The organism is Pseudomonas sp. GW821-FHT09H03, assembly GCF_059415945.1.
This window is the reverse complement of record NZ_JBWKOF010000013.1, coordinates 43,278-61,934: the sequence shown is the minus strand read 5'-3', so window position 1 is coordinate 61,934 and position 18,657 is coordinate 43,278. Positions and strand designations below refer to the sequence as shown.

Sequence of the window (18,657 nt, the reverse complement as noted above, 5' to 3'; positions counted from 1 at the left end):
GCGGATGTCCAACACCTGTGATGTCGTGGTGCTGCTCTCCGGCTCCGGCAGTAACTTGCAGGCCTTGATCGACAGCACGCGGACCGGCGACAGCCCGGTCCGCATCGCCGCGGTGATTTCCAATCGTGCCGACGCCTACGGCCTGCAACGCGCCAGGGATGCGGGTATCGACACCCGTACCCTGGATCACAAGGCGTTCGAGGGCCGCGAAGCCTTCGATGCCGCGCTGATCGAACTGATCGACGCCTTCAACCCAAAACTCGTGGTACTGGCCGGATTCATGCGCATTCTCAGCGCCGGATTCGTGCGCCACTATCAGGGTCGCCTGCTCAATATCCACCCGTCGCTGCTACCCAAATACAAGGGGTTACACACCCATCAGCGCGCGTTGGAGGCCGGCGACACCGAACACGGCTGCTCCGTTCACTTCGTCACCGAGGAACTCGATGGCGGACCACTGGTCGTACAGTCAGTAATACCCGTAGAGTTGCAGGATTCGCCGCAGAGTCTGGCGCAGCGAGTCCATGTTCAGGAACACCTGATCTACCCGATGGCCGTACGCTGGTTTGCCGAAGATCGTTTATTGCTCGGCGAGCAAGGTGCTTTACTGGATGGACAGTTACTTGCGGCCAGCGGCCACTTGATTCGACCCTAGGAGATTTTATGCGTCGCGCCCTGCTCTTCGCTTGCGCTCTGCTCGCCCTGCCCTTTGCCCAGGCGGCAGAACTTCAACCTTTCTCCGCCAGCTACACCGCCGACTGGAAACAGTTGCCCATGAGCGGTACCGCCGAACGTAACCTGGAAAGTCTCGGCGATGGAAAATGGAAGCTCAGCTTCAAGGCATCGATGATGATCGCCAGCCTGACCGAAGAAAGCACCCTGACCCTGGACAAGGACACCTTGCTGCCACAGTCCTACCACTTCGAACGTGGCGGTCTGGGCAAGGCCAAGAAGGCCGACCTGGACTTCGACTGGGCCAGCAAAATGGTCACCGGTACCGATCGCGGTGACGCGGTCAAGATTCCACTCAACCGCGGCATGCTCGATAAATCCACCTACCAGTTGGCGCTGCAGCACGACGTCGCCGCTGGCAAGAAAAGCATGAGCTATCAGGTAGTCGATGATGGCGAAGTCGATACCTATGACTTCCGCGTGCTGGGTCCGGAAAAAGTCGACACCAAGGCCGGCCAGATCGATGCGATCAAGGTCGAGCGCGTACGCGACCCGACACAAAGCAAGCGCATCACCGTGCTGTGGTTCGCCAAGGACTGGGACTATCTGCTGGTTCGCCTGCAACAGGTCGAAACCGACGGCAAGGAGTACAACATCATGCTCCTGGACGGCAAGGTCAACGGCAAGGCCGTCAAAGGCAACTGATCCGCACCGATACGACAAGCCCCGCACTCGCGGGGCTTTTTTTTGTGAATCAAAAGATCGCAACCTGCGGCAGCCCCTACACCGATCTCTAAGCTGCAGCAGGCTGCGATCTTTTGATTTGCCCCCGAAGCAATCCATTGGAACGCGAATCCAGCGTAATGCTCTATACCTTCAAGATCTTTTTGATCGAATGATTTTTCCTGCTACCAGCGAGGTTTGCTATGACTGTTACCGTCAATACCGTCTCCGCCGAAGGTTTTCGCCACAGCGTACAAATCGATGAACACGAACTGTTTGCCGACGTGCCCGTCACGGCTGGTGGCGAAGGTTCTGCTCCCGAGCCCCACGATTATTTCGATGCCGCACTGGGAGCCTGCAAAGCCCTGACCCTGAAGCTGTATGCCAGGAAAAAAGACATTCCGCTCACTGGAGTAGGCGTCGAGGTCAAGCGCGACAACAGTCAGGAGAACAAAGGCCAATACGCGCTGCACGTCAAACTGACCCTCAAGGGCGTGCTCACCGATGCCCAGCGCGATGAACTGCATCGTGTGGCCGATCGCTGCCCGATCCACAAGCTGATGACCACCAGCGACGTCAGCATCGAAACTCACCTGTCCGAAGGTGCGTTCAGCCAATAGCGGCAAGGGCTGAGCAAGCGGGTTATGCTCGACCGCATCACCCGCTCAACCTGGAATGCACCATGAACACTCCGCTCGTGATCCGCCCTCGCGCCGAAGATGTAGAAGGCCAGCCGATTCTGCGTCCATTGCCGTCGGCCAAGTGTCGCAGCGTCGGGCCATTCGTGTTTTTTGACCACATGCTGGAAACCCGTTATCCGGCAGGTAAAGGCATGAACATCCGCCAGCATCCACATATCGGCCTGTCCACCCTCACCTACCTGTTCCAGGGGCAGATCCAGCACAAGGACAGCCTCGGTTCCGATCAGGTGGTGGACGCCGGAGACGTCAGCTGGATGACCGCAGGCAGCGCCATTGCCCACGTCGAACGCACGCCGCAAGCCCTGAAGGACAGCGGTTTCACGATGCATGGCCTGCAGATTTGGCTGGCCTCGCCCAGGGATCACGAACAGGGGCCGGGGCACTACAGCCATCATCCGGCGGCGACGCTGCCGGTCAGCGAAAACCTTGGGGTGAAGATCCGCATGATTGCCGGAACAGGCTTTTGCCTGGAATCACCAGTGCCGGTGCTTTCACCGACGCTGTACGCGCAATTGGAGCTGCAAACGGCGACGACGCTGGCGATTCCCACCGAGCATCAAGAGCGTGCGCTGTATGTATTGAGCGGCGAGGTGCAACTGGATGGCGAACTACTGGAGCCGCATTCGCTGGTGGTGCTGCCGGTCGGGGAAGAAATGACACTGTTCGCCGAGAGCGACTGTCATGCGGTGCTGTTTGGCGGTGCGCCGCTGGATGGGCCACGACGGATCAACTGGAATTTTGTCGCCAGCGACCCGGCGGCTATCGACGAAGCACGCCGGCGCTGGGCAGCCGGGGATTGGCCGACTGTGCCGGGGGAAGTTGAGCGGATCGAGTTGCCCTGATTTGTCTGGTGCCTGTGCTGGCCCCTTCGCGAGCAAGCCCGCTCCCACAGGGTTCGACGGTGAATCAAACCCTGTGGGAGCAGGCTTGCTCGCGAAGAGGCCGGTACAGGCGCCGACTGAGTCAGCCCTTGAACACTTCATCCAGCAAATTGTGCATCGAGGTGAACGCCCGAGCCGCGATCTTCGCGTCATACATCATCATCCCCGGCACCTGGGCGTGCGGGTCGGTGAACGAGTGGAACGCACCGCCGTAGCTGAGCAACTGCCAGTCCACCCCGGCCGCGTTCATTTCATCTTCGAACGCCGGCAACTGCTCTTTCGGCACTAACGGGTCGGAAGCGCCGTGCAACACCAGGACCTTGCCCTTGATGTTGTTCGCATCGGCCGGGTTCGGCGTATCGAGGGTGCCATGGAACGACACCGCCGCTTTCACTGGCGCACCGGTACGGGCGAGCTCCAGCGCACAGCAACCGCCAAAGCAGAAACCGAACGTCGCCAGTTTCGAGCTATCGACCACCGCCTCACCCTGGCTTTGCAGCTGTTCGAACGCCACTTGCATGCGCTTGCGCAGCAATGCCCGGTCATCCTTCAACGGCATCATCGCCGCGCCCGCCTCGTCGTTGTTCTGCGGGCGAAGTGATTGGCCATAGATGTCCGCGATCAACACCACGTAACCCTTGGCTGCCACCGATTTGGCAATCTCTTCGGCACCGGCGCTGACGCCCATCCAGTTCGGCGCCATCAACAGGCCCGGGCGCGGGCCTTTATGGTCAGCGTCGAAGGCCACACGACTTTCATATGGCTGGCCGTCAATCTGATAGACAACGGAACGTACAGTGACTTGGCTCATTTGTGACTCCTGATTGTTGAACACCAGAATGAAAAAACCCGCCGAAGCGGGTTTTTCTGCAACACAGTTAAGCCGATAACTCGACCAACAGCTTGTTCAGTCGGCGCACATATTCCGCCGGGTCTTTCAAGCTGTCACCGGCCGCCAAGGCTGCCTGATCGAAGAGGATGTGCGACAGGTCGCCGAAGCGCTCGTCGCTCTGCTCGTTGTCGAGCTTCTCGATCAGCGGGTGAGCCGGGTTGAATTCGAAAATCGGCTTCGAATCCGGAACCTTCTGACCGCTGGCTTCGAGGATCTGACGCATTTGCAGGCCCAGGTCCTGTTCACCGATGGCCAGGATCGCCGGGGAATCGGTCAGGCGATGGGAAACCCGCACTTCAGCCACGGATTCGCCCAATGCGGTTTTCAGACGCTCAACCAGACCTTCTTTGGACTTGGCGACCTCTTCTGCGGCTTTCTTGTCTTCTTCCGAATCCAGATTGCCCAGATCGAGGTCACCGCGAGCCACGTCGACAAAACTCTTGCCGTCGAAATCGCTCAGGTAGCTCATCAGCCACTCATCGATGCGGTCGGTCAGCAGCAGCACTTCGATGCCTTTCTTGCGGAAGACTTCCAGGTGCGGGCTGTTCTTGACTTGCGCGTAGGTTTCGCCAGTCAGGTAGTAGATCTTGTCCTGACCTTCCTTGGCGCGAGCCAGGTACTCGGCCAGGCCGACAACCTGTTCGCCGTCGTTACCGTTGGTCGAGGCGAACCGCAGCAGGCCGGCGATTTTTTCTTTGTTGGCGAAGTCTTCCGCCGGGCCTTCTTTCATGACCTGGCCGAAGTTTTTCCAGAAGCCCTGATACTGCTCAGGCTCGTTTTTCGCCAGTTTTTCCAGCATGTCCAGGACGCGCTTGGTCAACGCCGACTTCATGGAGTCGATGATCGGGTCTTTCTGCAGGATTTCCCGCGACACGTTCAGCGACAGGTCATTGGAGTCGACCACGCCCTTGATGAAACGCAGGTAAAGCGGCAGGAAGGACTCAGCCTGATCCATGACGAACACGCGCTGTACATACAGCTTCAGGCCCTTTGGCGCTTCACGCTGGTACAGGTCGAACGGAGCACGGGTCGGCACGTACAGCAGCGAGCTGTATTCCAGCTTGCCTTCGACCTTGTTGTGGCTCCAGCTCAGCGGTTTTTCGAAATCGTGAGCGATGTGCTTGTAGAACTCCTGGTATTCCTCGTCCTTGATTTCGGTGCGAGGACGGGTCCACAGGGCGCTGGCGCGGTTGACGGTTTCCCACTCGACAGCCGGCTGCTCTTCGCCTTCGACAGCGGCCACTTCTTTTGGCAACTCGATCGGCAAGGCGATGTGGTCGGAGTATTTCTTGATGATGTTGCGCAGGCGCCAACCATCGGCGAACTCGTCTTCACCGGACTTCAGGTGCAGGACGATGCGAGTGCCGCGCTCGGCCTTGTCGACGGTTGCAACTTCGAAATCGCCTTCGCCTTTGGACGACCAATGTACGCCTTCGCTGGCCGGGCTGCCGGCGCGACGGCTGAACACGTCGACTTTGTCGGCGACGATGAAGGCGGAGTAGAAACCAACACCAAACTGACCGATCAGGTGCGAATCTTTCTTCTGATCACCGCTCAGGTGCTTCATGAAATCTGCGGTGCCGGATTTAGCGATAGTACCCAGGTGGGTGATCGCATCTTCGCGGCTCATGCCGATGCCGTTGTCTTCGAGAGTGACGGTTTTAGCGTCCTTGTCGAAGCTCACACGGATTTTCAGTTCCGCGCCACCTTCCAGCAATTCTGGTTTGGCCAAGGCCTCGAAACGTAACTTGTCGACGGCGTCAGAGGCGTTCGAGATCAATTCGCGAAGGAAAATTTCCTTGTTGGAATACAGCGAATGGATCATGAGGTGCAGCAGTTGCTTCACCTCGGTCTGGAAGCCCAGGGTTTCCTTTTGAGTTTCCACACTCATGGTCATCAAACTCCAATCAGATGGCATAAGCCGCGACCTTGAGGGTCGGCGGCGGGTTGTCATCAGAGTTTGGGGCGCCGTTCAGGATTTCAAGGGCTCCTGGAGTTTGAAATGTGCCCGGGCCGTCGCGATGGGTTCGGCCTCGGTGCTTTGCCAGGCGGTAATCGCCACGTTGGCGACCCGGCGGCCCTGGCGGCAAACCTGGCAACGGGCCCAGGTGTCGCGAAATTGTCCCGCCCGTAAATAGTCCAGGGAGAAGTCGATGATCTTCGGCACTCCGGGCGAGCCGGTAAAAATCAGCAGGTGCAAGGCTGCTGACAATTCCATGAAACCGGCAATCACCCCCCCATGGATTGCCGGCAACAGCGGGTTGCCGATGTTGTCCTTGTTGGCCGGGAGGCGGAACAGCAACTCATCGCCAACGCGAGAGCATTCGACACCGATCAGTCTGGCGTAGGGAATAAGATCGAGCAGCGAGGCGTAGTCGCCCTGCTCATGGGCCTGGCGCAATTGCTCCTGCAAAAACTCAGTCATTTCGCACCTCCGGCAATCCTGCCGGCCATGCCTTTGCCGCCCTTGATGCCCGTGCCCATGCGCATGAAGGTGCCGACTACATGCGCGATCGGTTGTTCGGGATCGTCCTGATAGGCAAAGCCACGGGCGAAAATCACGTCAGTGGTCACTCGGTAACACTGGGCAAAGCCGAAAACATCTTTGTGTGGTTCGGCGGCATGCATGTAATCGATGCGCAAATCGAGGGTCGGGCAGACTTCGAATTCGGGTAGAACGCAGAGCGTGGCCATGCCACACGCCGTATCCATCAATGTGGTCAAGGCACCACCGTGAATGACCCCGGTCTGTGGATTACCAACGATTTGCCGGCTGTAGGGCAGAATGATCGTCATTCCATCGTTGCTGGCGCTGTGAACCTGCAAACCGAGTACCTGACAGTGCCGCAGGGCCGACATAAACCGTGTTGCGCGCTCAAAAACGGTGTTTTCAGCCATTTCATTAAACTCTGATGAGTGTCCGCGCTGTGGGGTAAAAACCCCTGCAAAAGTTCCGTTTTACTCTAAACATATATATCTGAAGGTTTTGAGGAACTTAACCCTGATGCCTGTGCTCGAAAGGCCAAGTAGATATTTTCCATAAGGAGAGACACCCCATGCGTAAGACTTTAGCTATTGCCTTGATGTTGACCGCTTCCCTCGGTCTCGCTGCCTGCGATAAAAAATCCGAGGACAAAGCTCAAGATGCAAACCAACACGCCGAGCAAGCTCAGCAGGACATGAACAAAGCTCAGGATAAAGTGAACGACGCTGCGAAAGAAAACGCCGAAGCCGCCAAAGCTCAGGCTGAATCGAACGAAGCCGCTGCAAAAGAAGCTGCACCTAAAAACTAAAACAGTTTTTAGCGTGATAAAGAAAACCCGCCTGCTGCGGGTTTTCTTTTGCCTGCGTTTTTTTGTTTACAGCAAGATCGTTCTGAAAGTCGGACTGACCATCAGCAACAACGAACACACCAGCCCAACCAACCACACCAGACTGCGCTGCCAGGCCAGGTCTGCCCAGTAGCACAACAGGTACAGGATTCGTGCAATCAAAAAGATGATTGCAAACGCGTCGATCAGCCATCCCGCCGTTTGAGTGGTATGCGCCATCAACACCCCCACCGCGAACAATATGAACGCCTCGAAACTGTTCTGATGAGCCGCAACCGCGCGGGCGCCGAAACCTGTGAGCTGTGCCTGTTGCTGACGCGGCAGGTGATTGTCGTAACCGCCCTGCTCTTTCATGGCCTTGGCCACCGGCATGCGGGCGACATAAATCAACAGTGCACTGATAAACACACACCAGAACGGAATACTCATCAAGCGGCCTCTTTATTCACCTCAGGCAACGGCGCCTCTGTAGGGGTATAGACCATCACGTCGAGAACGTCGGAATGAAACTCGCGGCGATACAACACCAGCACCACGCCGGCACTCATCAACATGAATAGCCAGGGGCTGACGAACCAGGCCAGCATGGTCATGCCGAAGTAGTAAGAACGCAGGCCGAAGTTGAACTGGTTGGCGGCCATGGAGATCACCCGTGCCGCCCGGGCGGCAAAGGCTTTGCGCTCTTGTTCGGAAACAAGGCGCTCGCCGACCATGGGCGCCGAGCCAACCAGAATCGCTGCAAAGTTGTATTGGCGCATGCACCAGCTGAAGGTGAAGAATGCATAGACGAACACCAGCGCCAGGCACAGCAGCTTGATCTCGGACATGCCTTGGGAGGCTTGCTGCACCATCGGGATATCCGCCAGCAACGAGACTGCCCGCTCTGATGCGCCGAGCACGGTGAGAATACCGGCGAGGATAATCAGTGTGCTGGAGGCGAAGAACGATGCGTTGCGCTCCAGATTGCCAATCACGCTGGCGTCGGCGATGCGGTTATCGCGCAGCAGCATGCGACGCATCCAGTCCTCACGGTACAGATGCAGCACACTGGCCAGGCACGCGGTGTCGCGGCCCTTCCACGTTGCGTAACGGGTGTAGCCACCCCAGCAGATGACGAACCAGAGGGCGGCGAGGATGTGGATCAAATTGGCTTGGATGAACGACATGCAGGTCCTTGTGATGTAGTGGCAGAACACCGAAACCTTGTGGGCGCGGGCTTTTGTGTGAGGGGCTTTTGTGGCGAGGGGGCTTGCCCCGTTGGGGCGCGTAGCGGCCCTTTACCAGTGTTCCGGGACTGCTACGCAGTCCAACGGGGGCAAGCCCCCTCGCCACAAGAGCACCCCCCCACATTCGGGTTTTGCATTGCTTCGACGTTAGCCCAAGAAAAAAGACACTGCATCCACTCCATAAAAAAATGCCCCGCATCGATTGATACGGGGCATTTCTTCAAGGCTCGAGACCCGCTTGTGGCGGGCCAATAAGCAGCTTAAGCCAGCGCTTCTTCGCGCTTGCCCAGCAGACGATCACAAACCACCGCAACAACCAGCGTCATCACCGACGGCACCAGCCAGGCCAAGCCCTGCTCACTCAATGGCAGGTGAGACATCTGCTCCGGCATCCAGTCCGCCAGGCCGGCGCCCTTGAGGGCATCGATCAGACCGAAGATGAACGACACCAGCATCACCGGACCGACAATGCGGCCCTGCTCATGCCAGAAGTCCTTGCAGAAGCTCAGGGCCACCAGAGCGATGCATGGCGGGTAGATCGCGGTCAGCACCGGGATCGAGAACGCAATCAGCTTGGTCAGCCCCAGGTTGGACACCAGCAGGGAGAACGCGGCCAGGATAATCACCAGGGTCTTGTAGGACAGTGGCAGCACACGGCTGAAGTATTCAGCGCAGGCACAGGTCAGGCCGACCGCCGTCACCAGGCAGGCCAGGGAAATCAGCACGGCCAGGAAACCGCTGCCCAGCGAGCCGAAGGTGTGCTGCACGTAGGCGTGCAATACCACCGCACCGTTGGTTGCACCGGCGGCCACTTCATGGCTGCCGGAACCGAGGCGGAACAGGCTGACATAAACCAGCACCAGGCCCAGACCGGCGATCAGACCGGCAATGATCGCGTAACGGGTGATCAGCGCCGGCGACTCGACGCCACGGGAACGGATGGCGTTGACGATGACGATGCCAAAGACCAACGCGCCCAAGGTATCCATGGTCAGGTAACCATTGATGAAGCCCTGGGAGAACGGTGCGGCAACGTATTCCGGTGTGGCGACACCGATGTCACCCGCCGGCAGGGCAAATGCCGCGATGCCCAGCACGGCCAGGGCGACGATCTTCAACGGTGCGAGAAAACGCCCCACGGTATCGAGCAGACGCCCCGGGTACAACGAGATGAAGAACACCAGCAGGAAGTACACCGAGCTGTAGAGGAACAGCGCCAGCGGGCTTTCGCCGGTCAACGGTGCCAGGCCGACTTCAAACGATACCGTCGCGGTACGCGGAGTCGCGAACAACGGGCCGACGGCCAGGTAGCAGGCAGCTGCCAGCAGGCCACCGGCAATTTTACCGATCGGGCTGCTCAATGCATCCATTGCCCCGCCGACCTTGGCCAGGGCGACAACGGTGATCACCGGCAGACCGACTGCGGTGACCAGGAAGCCCAGCGCCGCCATCCAGACGTTGGGGCCGGACTGCAAACCGACGATAGGCGGGAAGATGATGTTGCCAGCCCCGACGAACAGGGCAAACGTCATAAAACCAAGTGCCAGGATGTCCTGGCCTTTCAACACTTTCATTAAGGAAATACCACACTACTGAATCGGAATTTAGAGAGGGATTTCCCTATGGGTGAGGGAAATGCTGTCGGTCCGTATGGGACCAACCCTTTAAGCGCGTTACGGCCTTGTGGGCTGCGGACGCAAAAATGGCGCGTAGCCTAACGAATTTGTCTGACAAACGCACTGTTTGGGGGCGAACATTCCGATACGCGACATTTCCATGTCGCATTTACATATCTAATTTACCTCCACAGAACCCTGTGGCGAGGGGCTTGCGCCCGTTGGGCTGCGAAGCAGCCCCGTATGCAGGCGATTGCACGTTGTCAGGTAGTCAATGATCGCTGGTTTTGCGACTGCTGCGCAGCCGAACGGGTGCAAGCCCCCTCGCCACAAATAATGCAAACCCCGGAAACGACAAAGGCCACCCGAAGGTGGCCTTTGTTTGGTGAAGCGTCAGCTAAGCGCGAGGCTTACTTGACAGCCCAACCGGTCAGCTCGGCCAGGGCCTTGCCGATGTCTGCCAGCGAACGCACGGTTTTAACGCCTGCGTCTTGCAGAGCAGCGAATTTCTCGTCTGCAGTGCCTTTGCCGCCAGAGATGATTGCGCCAGCATGGCCCATGCGCTTGCCCGGAGGAGCAGTCACACCAGCGATGTAGGAAACAACCGGCTTGGTCACGTGTGCCTTGATGTAGGCAGCCGCTTCTTCTTCAGCCGAACCACCGATCTCGCCGATCATCACGATCGCTTCGGTCTTCGGGTCTTCCTGGAACAGCTTCAGGATGTCGATGAAGTTCGAACCCGGGATCGGGTCACCACCGATGCCGACGCAAGTCGACTGACCGAAACCGGCGTCAGTGGTCTGCTTCACAGCTTCGTAGGTCAGGGTGCCGGAACGCGAAACGATACCGACCTTGCCTGGCAAGTGAATGTGACCTGGCATGATGCCGATCTTGCATTCGCCTGGAGTGATCACGCCTGGGCAGTTAGGGCCGATCAGGATGACACCCAGCTCGTCGCACTTAACTTTAGCGTCCAGCATGTCCAGGGTAGGAATGCCTTCGGTGATGCACACGATCAGCTTGATGCCGCCGAAAGCAGCTTCCAGGATCGAGTCTTTGCAGAAAGGAGCCGGAACGTAGATAACGCTGGCGGTTGCGCCAGTGGCTTCTACTGCGTCTTTAACGGTGTTGAACACTGGCAGACCCAGGTGCTCGGTGCCGCCTTTGCCCGGAGTTACACCACCAACCATCTTGGTGCCGTACTCGATGGCTTGCTGGGTGTGGAAACTACCTTGCGAACCGGTAATACCCTGGCAGATAACTTTGGTGTCTTTATTGATCAGGACGCTCATTATTTGCCCTCCGCAGCTTTGACAACTTGTTGAGCAGCGTCGGTCAGGCTGGTAGCAGCGATGATGTTCAAACCGCTTTCTGCCAGTACTTTAGCGCCCAGCTCAGCGTTGTTGCCTTCAAGGCGAACAACAACCGGGATTTTCACGCCGACTTCTTTCACTGCACCGATGATGCCTTCGGCAATCATGTCGCAACGAACGATGCCGCCGAAGATGTTAACCAGTACTGCAGCGACGTTGGTGTCGGACAGAATGATTTTGAACGCTTCGGTAACGCGTTCTTTGGTAGCACCGCCGCCCACGTCGAGGAAGTTGGCTGGCTTGCCGCCATGCAGGTTGACGATGTCCATGGTACCCATGGCCAGGCCAGCACCGTTGACCATGCAACCGATGTTGCCTTCCAGTGCCACGTAGTTCAGTTCGAACTTGGCAGCGTGCGCTTCGCGCGGATCGTCTTGCGACGGATCGTGGAAAGTCTTCAGCTTAGGCTGACGGTACATGGCGTTGGCGTCGATGTTGATCTTGGCGTCCAGGCAGTGCAGATCGCCGTCAGCCTTGATCACCAGCGGGTTCACTTCCAGCAGGGCCAGGTCGTGATCCTTGAACAGTTTGGCCAGACCTACGAAGATCTTGGCGAACTGAGCAACTTGCTTGCCTTCCAGGCCCAGCTGGAATGCCAGCTCGCGACCCTGGAATGGCTGAGCGCCAACCAGTGGATCGATAGTGGCTTTCAGAATTTTTTCTGGAGTGTCGTGAGCGATTTTCTCGATGTCCACGCCACCTTCGGTGGAAGCCATGAACACGATGCGACGGCTCGAACGGTCAACGACAGCGCCCAGGTACAGCTCTTTAGCGATATCAGTGCACGATTCAACCAGGATCTTGGTGACTGGCTGACCATTGGCGTCAGTCTGGTAAGTCACCAGACGCTTGCCCAGCCACTGCTGTGCGAAGGCTTTGGCGTCTTCTTTGCTGCGAACCAGCTTGACGCCGCCCGCTTTACCGCGACCACCGGCGTGGACCTGGGCTTTGACAACCCACTCACTGCCGCCGATTTTGTCGCAAGCTTCTGCTGCTGCTTCCGGGGTGTCTACTGCGTAACCAGTGGAAACTGGCAGGCCGTATTCAGCGAACAGCTGCTTACCCTGATACTCGTGAAGATTCATGCTTTTTACCGTCTTCGTTAGGTACTGCGCATTCGGTGCTGCACTTGTTCAAGTGCCGCACCACCTGTGACTGCTGCTTGCGTAGCCTTTCCGGACAACCGGTGCAGCTACGCAAGACTGCGTCCAGCGGATATTCCGCGGTGAGTCTTGCGTGCAAGGCTCACGACGGGCCATGCCGCCGTGGTTTCTTATTATCTCTTTCGGACATGTGAAAACTGCTGCGCTAGGAAATACTGCGTTAAAAACAGGTTCGAAATGCTCATTGACTGACGTCAACTCCGCTTCCTCACCTGTTTTTGCCTTGTCTTTCCGTCGCTCGCTACGTTTTCACAAAGCCCTCAACGCTTCTTGCGGTTGGCGATGTGGATGGCGCCGCCATTCACTGCCAAAGCAGCTTCGTGCAAGGCTTCAGACAGGGTCGGATGGGAGAAAACCATCATGCCCAGGTCTTCAGCGCTGGTGCCGAATTCCATACCGATTGCGCCCTGCTGAACCAGTTCGGCAGCGCTTGGGCCAATCACGTGGACGCCCAGTACGCGGTCAGTCTTGGCATCAGCGATGACCTTGACGAAACCACCGGTGTCGTTGGCAGCCATGGCACGGCCAGAGGCTGCGAACGGGAAGGTGCCGACGTTAACTTCAACGCCTTCAGCTTTCAAGGCCTGCTCGGTTTTACCAACCCACGCGATTTCCGGGTGAGTATAAATAACCGACGGGATCAGATCATAGTTCATCTGGGCCTTGTGACCCTTGATGCGCTCGACGACCATGATGCCCTCTTCCGAGGCCTTGTGCGCCAGCATCATGCCGCGAACCACGTCGCCGATGGCGTAAACGCCCGGTACGGTGGTAGCGCAGTGATCATCAACGTGCACGAAACCGCGCTCGTCCAGGGTCACGCCGCAGTCGGCTGCCAGCAGATCAGTGGTCACCGGACGGCGACCAACGGCTACGATCAGCTTGTCGAAAGTGATGGTCTGTTCGCCGTTGGCATCGGTGTAGTTCACCACGACTTCGTCGCCGTTCACTTTGGAGCCGGTCACGCGAGCGCCCAGTTTGATGTCCAGACCCTGTTTGGTCAGGGTTTTCAGCGCTTCCTTGGAGACAGCGGTGTCTGCTGCCATCAGGAAAGTGTCCAGGGCTTCCAGGACAGTCACTTCTGCACCCAGACGCGACCATACCGAACCCAGTTCCAGACCGATCACGCCAGCGCCGATAACGCCCAAGCGCTTAGGCACGGCCTGGAATTCCAGGGCGCCAGTCGAATCGACGATCACATTCTGGTCAACCGGAGCCGGTGGAATGTCGATCGGACGCGAACCAGGGGCCAGGATGACGTTCTCGGCTTCGATGACTTCTACCGAACCGTCTGGCTTGGTGACTTCGACTTTCTTGCCGGCCAGCAGCTTGCCGTGACCCTGGATGGAGGTCACACCGTTGGCTTTGAACAGGGTCGCGACACCGGAGGTCAGGCCTTTGACGATGGTGGCTTTACGGCCGACCATCGCTGGCACGTCCATGGTCACGCCGGCGTGGTTGATACCGTGGATCGCGAAGCCTTCTTTGGCTTCCTTGTACTTCCAGGAGCTGTCCAGCAGCGCCTTGGACGGAATGCAGCCGACGTTCAGGCAAGTACCGCCCAGAGCCAGTTTGTCATCCTTGTCGGTGTACTTCTCGATGCAGGCGGTCGAAAGACCCAGTTGGGCGGCCTTGATGGCAGCCACGTAGCCGCCAGGGCCAGCGCCGATCACTACTACGTCAAATTTCTGCGACATTCAAAAAATCCTCTTTAGCGAAAAGCTTCAAGCCGCAAGCTGCAAGCCAGGCCGCGGGTTTTCCGCCCGCCCGACTTGCAGCTCATGGCTGCTTCTATCAGATATCCAGCAACAGACGAGCCGGATCTTCCAGCAGGTTCTTGATGGTCACCAGGAAGGTTACAGCTTCTTTGCCATCGATCAGACGGTGATCGTAGGACAGTGCCAGGTACATCATCGGACGGATAACGACCTGGCCGTTGATGGCCATAGGACGCTGGATGATGTTGTGCATGCCCAGGATGGCTGCTTGTGGCGGGTTGACGATCGGGGTCGACATCATCGAACCGAAGGTACCACCGTTGGTGATGGTGAAAGTACCACCGGTCATTTCGTCCATCGACAGTTTGCCGTCACGGGCTTTCTTGCCGAAAGTGGCGATGCCGCCTTCGATTTCAGCCAGGCTCATCAGTTCGGCGTTACGCAGAACCGGTACAACCAGGCCGCGGTCGCTGGACACTGCAACGCCGACGTCAGCGTAGCCGTGGTAAACGATGTCGCCGCCGTCGATCGAGGCGTTGACAGCCGGGAAGCGTTTCAGCGCTTCGGTGGCCGCTTTCACGAAGAACGACATGAAGCCCAGGCGCACGCCGTTGTGGGACTTCTCGAACAGATCCTTGTACTTCGAACGCAGCGCCATGACTTCGGTCATGTCGACTTCGTTGAAAGTGGTCAGCATCGCCATGTTCGACTGAGCTTCAACCAGACGCTTGGCCACGGTGGCGCGAACGCGGGTCATCGGTACGCGCTTCTCGATGCGGTCGCCAGCGGCGAACACAGGAGCGGCAGCCGAAGGAGCAGCAGCCTTGGCAGGCGCGGCAGCCGGAGCGGCTTTCTTGGCAGCAACGGCTGCAACCACGTCTTCCTTGGTCACGCGACCGCCTTTGCCGGTGCCGGCAACGGAAGCGATGTTGATGCCGTTTTCTTCAGCCAGCTTGCGAGCAGCCGGTGCAGCAACAGGATCGTCTTCGCCTTCAGCGGCAGGAGCAGCAGCTTGGGCAGCGGCAGCCGGAGCGGCAGCGGCTGGAGCGGCAGCAGCGCCGCCCGCTTCGATGGAGCCCAGGACTTCGTCGGACAGAACGGTCTCGCCTTCGCCCTTGACGATAGCGCCCAGCACGCCGTCAGCGGTGGCCAGCACTTCCAGTACGACTTTGTCGGTTTCGATGTCGACGATCAGTTCGTCGCGCTTGACCGCGTCGCCCGGTTGTTTGTGCCAGGTGGCAACGGTGCCATCGGCAACCGATTCCGGGAAAGTGGGGGCTTTGATCTCGATAGCCATTGTCTGTGGTTCCTTAAATTCGGTTTCAGGTGCGCGAAGGCGTTAAACAGTAAAGGCCGTTTGCAGCAGTTGTTCCTGCTGTTCGGCGTGCATCGATGCGTAACCGCATGCAGGTGCAGCAGAAGCCTCACGGCCCGCGTACTCGAGTACGAGAGACTTGTTGAGGTTGCTGATGCTGCGACGCATGTGGTGTTGGCTGCAGTACCACGCACCCTGGTTCATCGGCTCTTCCTGACACCAAACGGCATGCTTGACGTTGGTATAAGGAGCCAGGACTTCTTTCAAGTCGTCCTCAGGGAATGGGTACAGCTGCTCGATACGCACGATGGCGATGTCGTCACGACCTTCGGCACGGCGTTTTTCCAGCAGGTCGTAGTAGACCTTGCCGCTACACAGAACAACGCGCTCGACCTTTTTCGGGTCTTGGGCATCGATTTCCGGGATAACGGTCTGGAACGAACCTTCGGCCAGATCTTCCAGCGTCGAGATGGCCAGCTTGTGGCGCAACAGCGACTTGGGAGTCAGGACTACCAATGGTTTGCGCAGCGGGCGAATCACCTGACGGCGCAGCAAGTGGTAGATCTGAGCCGGCGTCGTCGGCATGCACACCTGAATGTTGTGCTCGGCGCACAGCTGCAGGTAACGCTCCAGACGAGCCGAGGAGTGCTCCGGACCCTGACCTTCATAACCGTGCGGCAGCAGCATGGTCAGACCGCACAGACGGCCCCACTTGTGCTCGCCACTGGTGATGAACTGGTCAATTACAACCTGGGCGCCGTTGGCGAAGTCGCCGAACTGGGCTTCCCAGATAACCAGGGCATTAGGCGTGGTGGTCGAATAACCGTATTCGAACGCCAGTACCGCTTCTTCGGACAGGAACGAGTCGTACAGGTCGAAGCGTGGCTGACCGTCGTACAGGTTCTGCAGCGGGATGTAGGTCCCTGCGTCTTTCTGGTTGTGCAACACGGCATGACGGTGCGAGAACGTACCGCGGCCGATGTCCTGGCCAGTCATGCGGATCGGGTGACCTTCGAACGCCAGGGTCGCGTACGCCATGGTTTCGGCGTAACCCCAGTTGATCGGCAGGCCGCCGGCTTGCATCTTCTGACGGTCTTCGTAGATCTTCGCAACCTGGCGCTGAACCACGAAGCCTTCCGGGATTTCCAGCAGCTTGGCGGACAGTTCCTGCAAGGTCTTCAGATCGAAACGAGTGTCGTGACGCGCGGTCCAGGCGTGGCCCAGATACGGACGCCAGTCCACGAACAACTCTTTGTTCGGCTCTTTGACCAGGCTTTTCACTACGTGCAGACCGTTGTCCAGCGCGTTGCGGTACTCGTCGACCTTGGCCTGAACACGTTCAGCGTCCAGTACACCGGCCTGAGTCAGACGATCAGCGTACAGCTCACGGGTGGTGCGCTGCTTGGTGATCTGCTGATACATGATCGGCTGGGTGCCGCTTGGCTCGTCGGCCTCGTTGTGGCCGCGACGACGGTAGCAGACCAGGTCGATCACTACGTCACGTTTGAACTGCATGCGGTAGTCGATGGCCAGCTGGGTCACGAACAATACGGCTTCCGGATCATCACCATTCACATGGAGGATCGGCGCCTGGATCATTTTCGCGACGTCGGTCGCGTACTCGGTGGAACGCGAGTCCAGCGGGTTGCTGATGGTGAAACCGACCTGGTTGTTGATCACGATGTGCACGGTGCCGCCGGTCTTGAAACCGCGGGTCTGCGACATCTGGAAGGTTTCCATCACCACGCCTTGACCGGCGAATGCCGCATCACCGTGGATGGAGATCGGCAGAACCTTCTCACCGGTAGGGTCGTTGCGACGATCCTGACGGGCGCGAACCGAACCTTCGACCACTGGAGAAACGATTTCCAGGTGGGACGGGTTGAACGCCATGGCCAGGTGAACTTCACCACCGGTGGTCATCACGTTGGACGAGAAGCCCTGGTGGTATTTAACGTCACCGGAACCCAGCTCGACCTTCTTCTTGCCTTCGAACTCGTCGAACAGCTCACGCGGGTTCTTGCCGAAGGTGTTGACCAGTACGTTCAGACGACCACGGTGGGCCATGCCGATGACGATTTCCTTGGTGCCGTAGGAACCGGAACGCTGGATCAACTCATCGAGCATCGGGATCAGGCTTTCGCCGCCTTCCAGACCGAAACGCTTGGTGCCCGGGTATTTGGTGCCCAGGTATTTTTCCAGGCCTTCGCCAGCAGTCACGCGCTCGAGCAGGTGGCTCTTGATGTCGGCGGAGTACACCGGACGACCGCGCACGCTTTCCAGACGCTGCTGGAACCACTGGCGCTGCTCGGAATCGGTGATATGCGTAAATTCAGCGCCGATGGTGCGGCAATATGTCTGCTGCAACGCTTCGTGAATTTCGCGTAGGCTCGCTTCCTCTTTGCCGATGAACAGGTCGCCGGCACGGAAGGTCGTATCAAGATCGGCATTGGTCAAGCCGTAATGATTGATCGACAGGTCTGCAGGTGCAGGACGCTGCCACAGCCCCAGCGGATCAAGCTGGGATGCCTGGTGGCCACGCATACGGTAGGCCTGGATCAATCGCAGCACTTCAACTTGCTTCTTCTCGTGCTCACTGCTCACGCTGCCGGCGGAAACCGGTTGGGCGCGGCGCTGGTTCTTTGCCAGCAGGACGAAATGATCGCGAATTGTGGAGTGCGAAACATCGGTGGCAGAGTTGCCGTCAGCAGGCAACTTCTGGAAGTAGGTGCGCCACTCTTCTGGCACAGCGTTAGGGTCGTGCAGGTAGAGCTCGTAGAGCTCTTCCACATAGGCAGCGTTACTACCGGACAGGTAGGCGCTGTTCCACATGCGCTGCATCACGCTTTCTTGCATGCTTGGTCACCCTCGGTTAGGGGAACACCACCGGTGTCGACACCGAGCAAACTTGCAGAAGTCCGAATGCAGCGACCAAAACAAGCCACTAGGATCACACTGATAGTCCGGGTACCAGCCCGGATGCCCCTGCTTGTCTCATTTCTTCAAAATAAGAGCCGCTGCCTTTAAAGCAGCTGCTCTGGTTAT

General features: G+C 58.2%; 17 protein-coding genes. 5 read left to right on the top strand and 12 right to left on the bottom strand.

Going from position 1 to position 18,657, the window contains the following annotated elements; genetic code table 11:
- The first annotated feature begins 4 nt into the window (after positions 1–4).
- The 4 genes from purN to AC07OG_RS18940 all read left to right on the top strand — a co-directional run bounded on the left by purN (position 5) and on the right by AC07OG_RS18940 (position 2,938).
- Positions 5–655, top strand: a complete 651-nt coding sequence (gene purN, locus AC07OG_RS18955) for a phosphoribosylglycinamide formyltransferase (protein WP_060541594.1) — start codon at positions 5–7, stop codon at positions 653–655.
- A gap of 8 nt (positions 656–663) precedes the next feature.
- A complete protein-coding gene (locus tag AC07OG_RS18950; RefSeq protein WP_218425144.1) occupies positions 664–1,377 on the top strand; it encodes a DUF3108 domain-containing protein in 714 nt (237 codons plus the stop codon).
- Between the two features lie 221 nt (positions 1,378–1,598).
- Positions 1,599–2,015: an OsmC family protein gene (locus AC07OG_RS18945; protein ID WP_060541487.1), complete on the top strand. Its 417-nt coding sequence runs from the start codon at positions 1,599–1,601 to the stop codon at positions 2,013–2,015.
- Positions 2,016–2,077: 62 nt separating this feature from the next.
- Positions 2,078–2,938: a pirin family protein gene (locus tag AC07OG_RS18940; RefSeq protein ID WP_495067767.1), complete on the top strand. Its 861-nt coding sequence runs from the start codon at positions 2,078–2,080 to the stop codon at positions 2,936–2,938.
- 121 nt (positions 2,939–3,059) lie between these two features.
- Here AC07OG_RS18940 and AC07OG_RS18935 read toward each other — a convergent pair whose 3' ends face one another.
- The 4 genes from AC07OG_RS18935 to AC07OG_RS18920 form a co-directional block, all read right to left on the bottom strand.
- Positions 3,060–3,788: a dienelactone hydrolase family protein gene (locus AC07OG_RS18935; protein ID WP_495067766.1), complete on the bottom strand. Its 729-nt coding sequence runs from the start codon at positions 3,786–3,788 to the stop codon at positions 3,060–3,062.
- A 67-nt stretch (positions 3,789–3,855) separates the two neighbouring features.
- Complete coding sequence (htpG, locus tag AC07OG_RS18930; protein WP_495067765.1) at positions 3,856–5,760, bottom strand: molecular chaperone HtpG; 1,905 nt, start codon at positions 5,758–5,760, stop codon at positions 3,856–3,858.
- Between the two features lie 81 nt (positions 5,761–5,841).
- Positions 5,842–6,294 (bottom strand): PaaI family thioesterase, encoded by a 453-nt coding sequence (locus tag AC07OG_RS18925; protein ID WP_060541484.1) that lies wholly within the window; start codon positions 6,292–6,294, stop codon positions 5,842–5,844.
- Complete coding sequence (locus AC07OG_RS18920) at positions 6,291–6,767, bottom strand: PaaI family thioesterase (RefSeq protein WP_495067764.1); 477 nt, start codon at positions 6,765–6,767, stop codon at positions 6,291–6,293. Before AC07OG_RS18920 ends, AC07OG_RS18925 begins: the two co-directional genes overlap by 4 nt.
- A 158-nt stretch (positions 6,768–6,925) precedes the next feature.
- On the opposite strand from AC07OG_RS18920, the gene AC07OG_RS18915 reads away from it, so the two are divergent.
- A complete protein-coding gene (locus AC07OG_RS18915; protein WP_034146354.1) occupies positions 6,926–7,162 on the top strand; it encodes a hypothetical protein in 237 nt (78 codons plus the stop codon).
- A 66-nt stretch (positions 7,163–7,228) separates the two neighbouring features.
- Here AC07OG_RS18915 and AC07OG_RS18910 read toward each other — a convergent pair whose 3' ends face one another.
- From AC07OG_RS18910 to AC07OG_RS18875, 8 genes are all read right to left on the bottom strand, one after another.
- Entirely contained in the window at positions 7,229–7,630 is a 402-nt protein-coding gene (locus AC07OG_RS18910; RefSeq protein WP_495067763.1) for an MAPEG family protein, read from the bottom strand.
- Complete coding sequence (locus tag AC07OG_RS18905; RefSeq protein WP_060541481.1) at positions 7,630–8,367, bottom strand: DUF599 domain-containing protein; 738 nt, start codon at positions 8,365–8,367, stop codon at positions 7,630–7,632. Before AC07OG_RS18905 ends, AC07OG_RS18910 begins: the two co-directional genes overlap by 1 nt.
- 320 nt (positions 8,368–8,687) lie before the next feature.
- Positions 8,688–10,001, bottom strand: coding sequence for a branched-chain amino acid transport system II carrier protein (gene brnQ, locus AC07OG_RS18900; protein WP_060541480.1), 1,314 nt, complete (start codon positions 9,999–10,001; stop codon positions 8,688–8,690).
- Between the two features lie 452 nt (positions 10,002–10,453).
- Positions 10,454–11,335: a succinate--CoA ligase subunit alpha gene (sucD, locus tag AC07OG_RS18895; RefSeq protein ID WP_060541479.1), complete on the bottom strand. Its 882-nt coding sequence runs from the start codon at positions 11,333–11,335 to the stop codon at positions 10,454–10,456.
- Positions 11,335–12,501: an ADP-forming succinate--CoA ligase subunit beta gene (gene sucC / locus AC07OG_RS18890; RefSeq protein WP_007919879.1), complete on the bottom strand. Its 1,167-nt coding sequence runs from the start codon at positions 12,499–12,501 to the stop codon at positions 11,335–11,337. Before sucC ends, sucD begins: the two co-directional genes overlap by 1 nt.
- A 338-nt stretch (positions 12,502–12,839) precedes the next feature.
- A complete protein-coding gene (gene lpdA, locus AC07OG_RS18885) occupies positions 12,840–14,276 on the bottom strand; it encodes a dihydrolipoyl dehydrogenase (RefSeq protein WP_060541478.1) in 1,437 nt (478 codons plus the stop codon).
- A 97-nt stretch (positions 14,277–14,373) separates the two neighbouring features.
- Entirely contained in the window at positions 14,374–15,594 is a 1,221-nt protein-coding gene (odhB, locus tag AC07OG_RS18880; RefSeq protein WP_495067762.1) for a 2-oxoglutarate dehydrogenase complex dihydrolipoyllysine-residue succinyltransferase, read from the bottom strand.
- Between the two features lie 42 nt (positions 15,595–15,636).
- Positions 15,637–18,468 carry a 2-oxoglutarate dehydrogenase E1 component gene (locus tag AC07OG_RS18875; RefSeq protein WP_060541476.1) on the bottom strand — a complete coding sequence of 944 codons (2,832 nt, stop codon included), beginning with the start codon at positions 18,466–18,468 and terminating at the stop codon, positions 15,637–15,639.
- Positions 18,469–18,657: the final 189 nt, after the last annotated feature.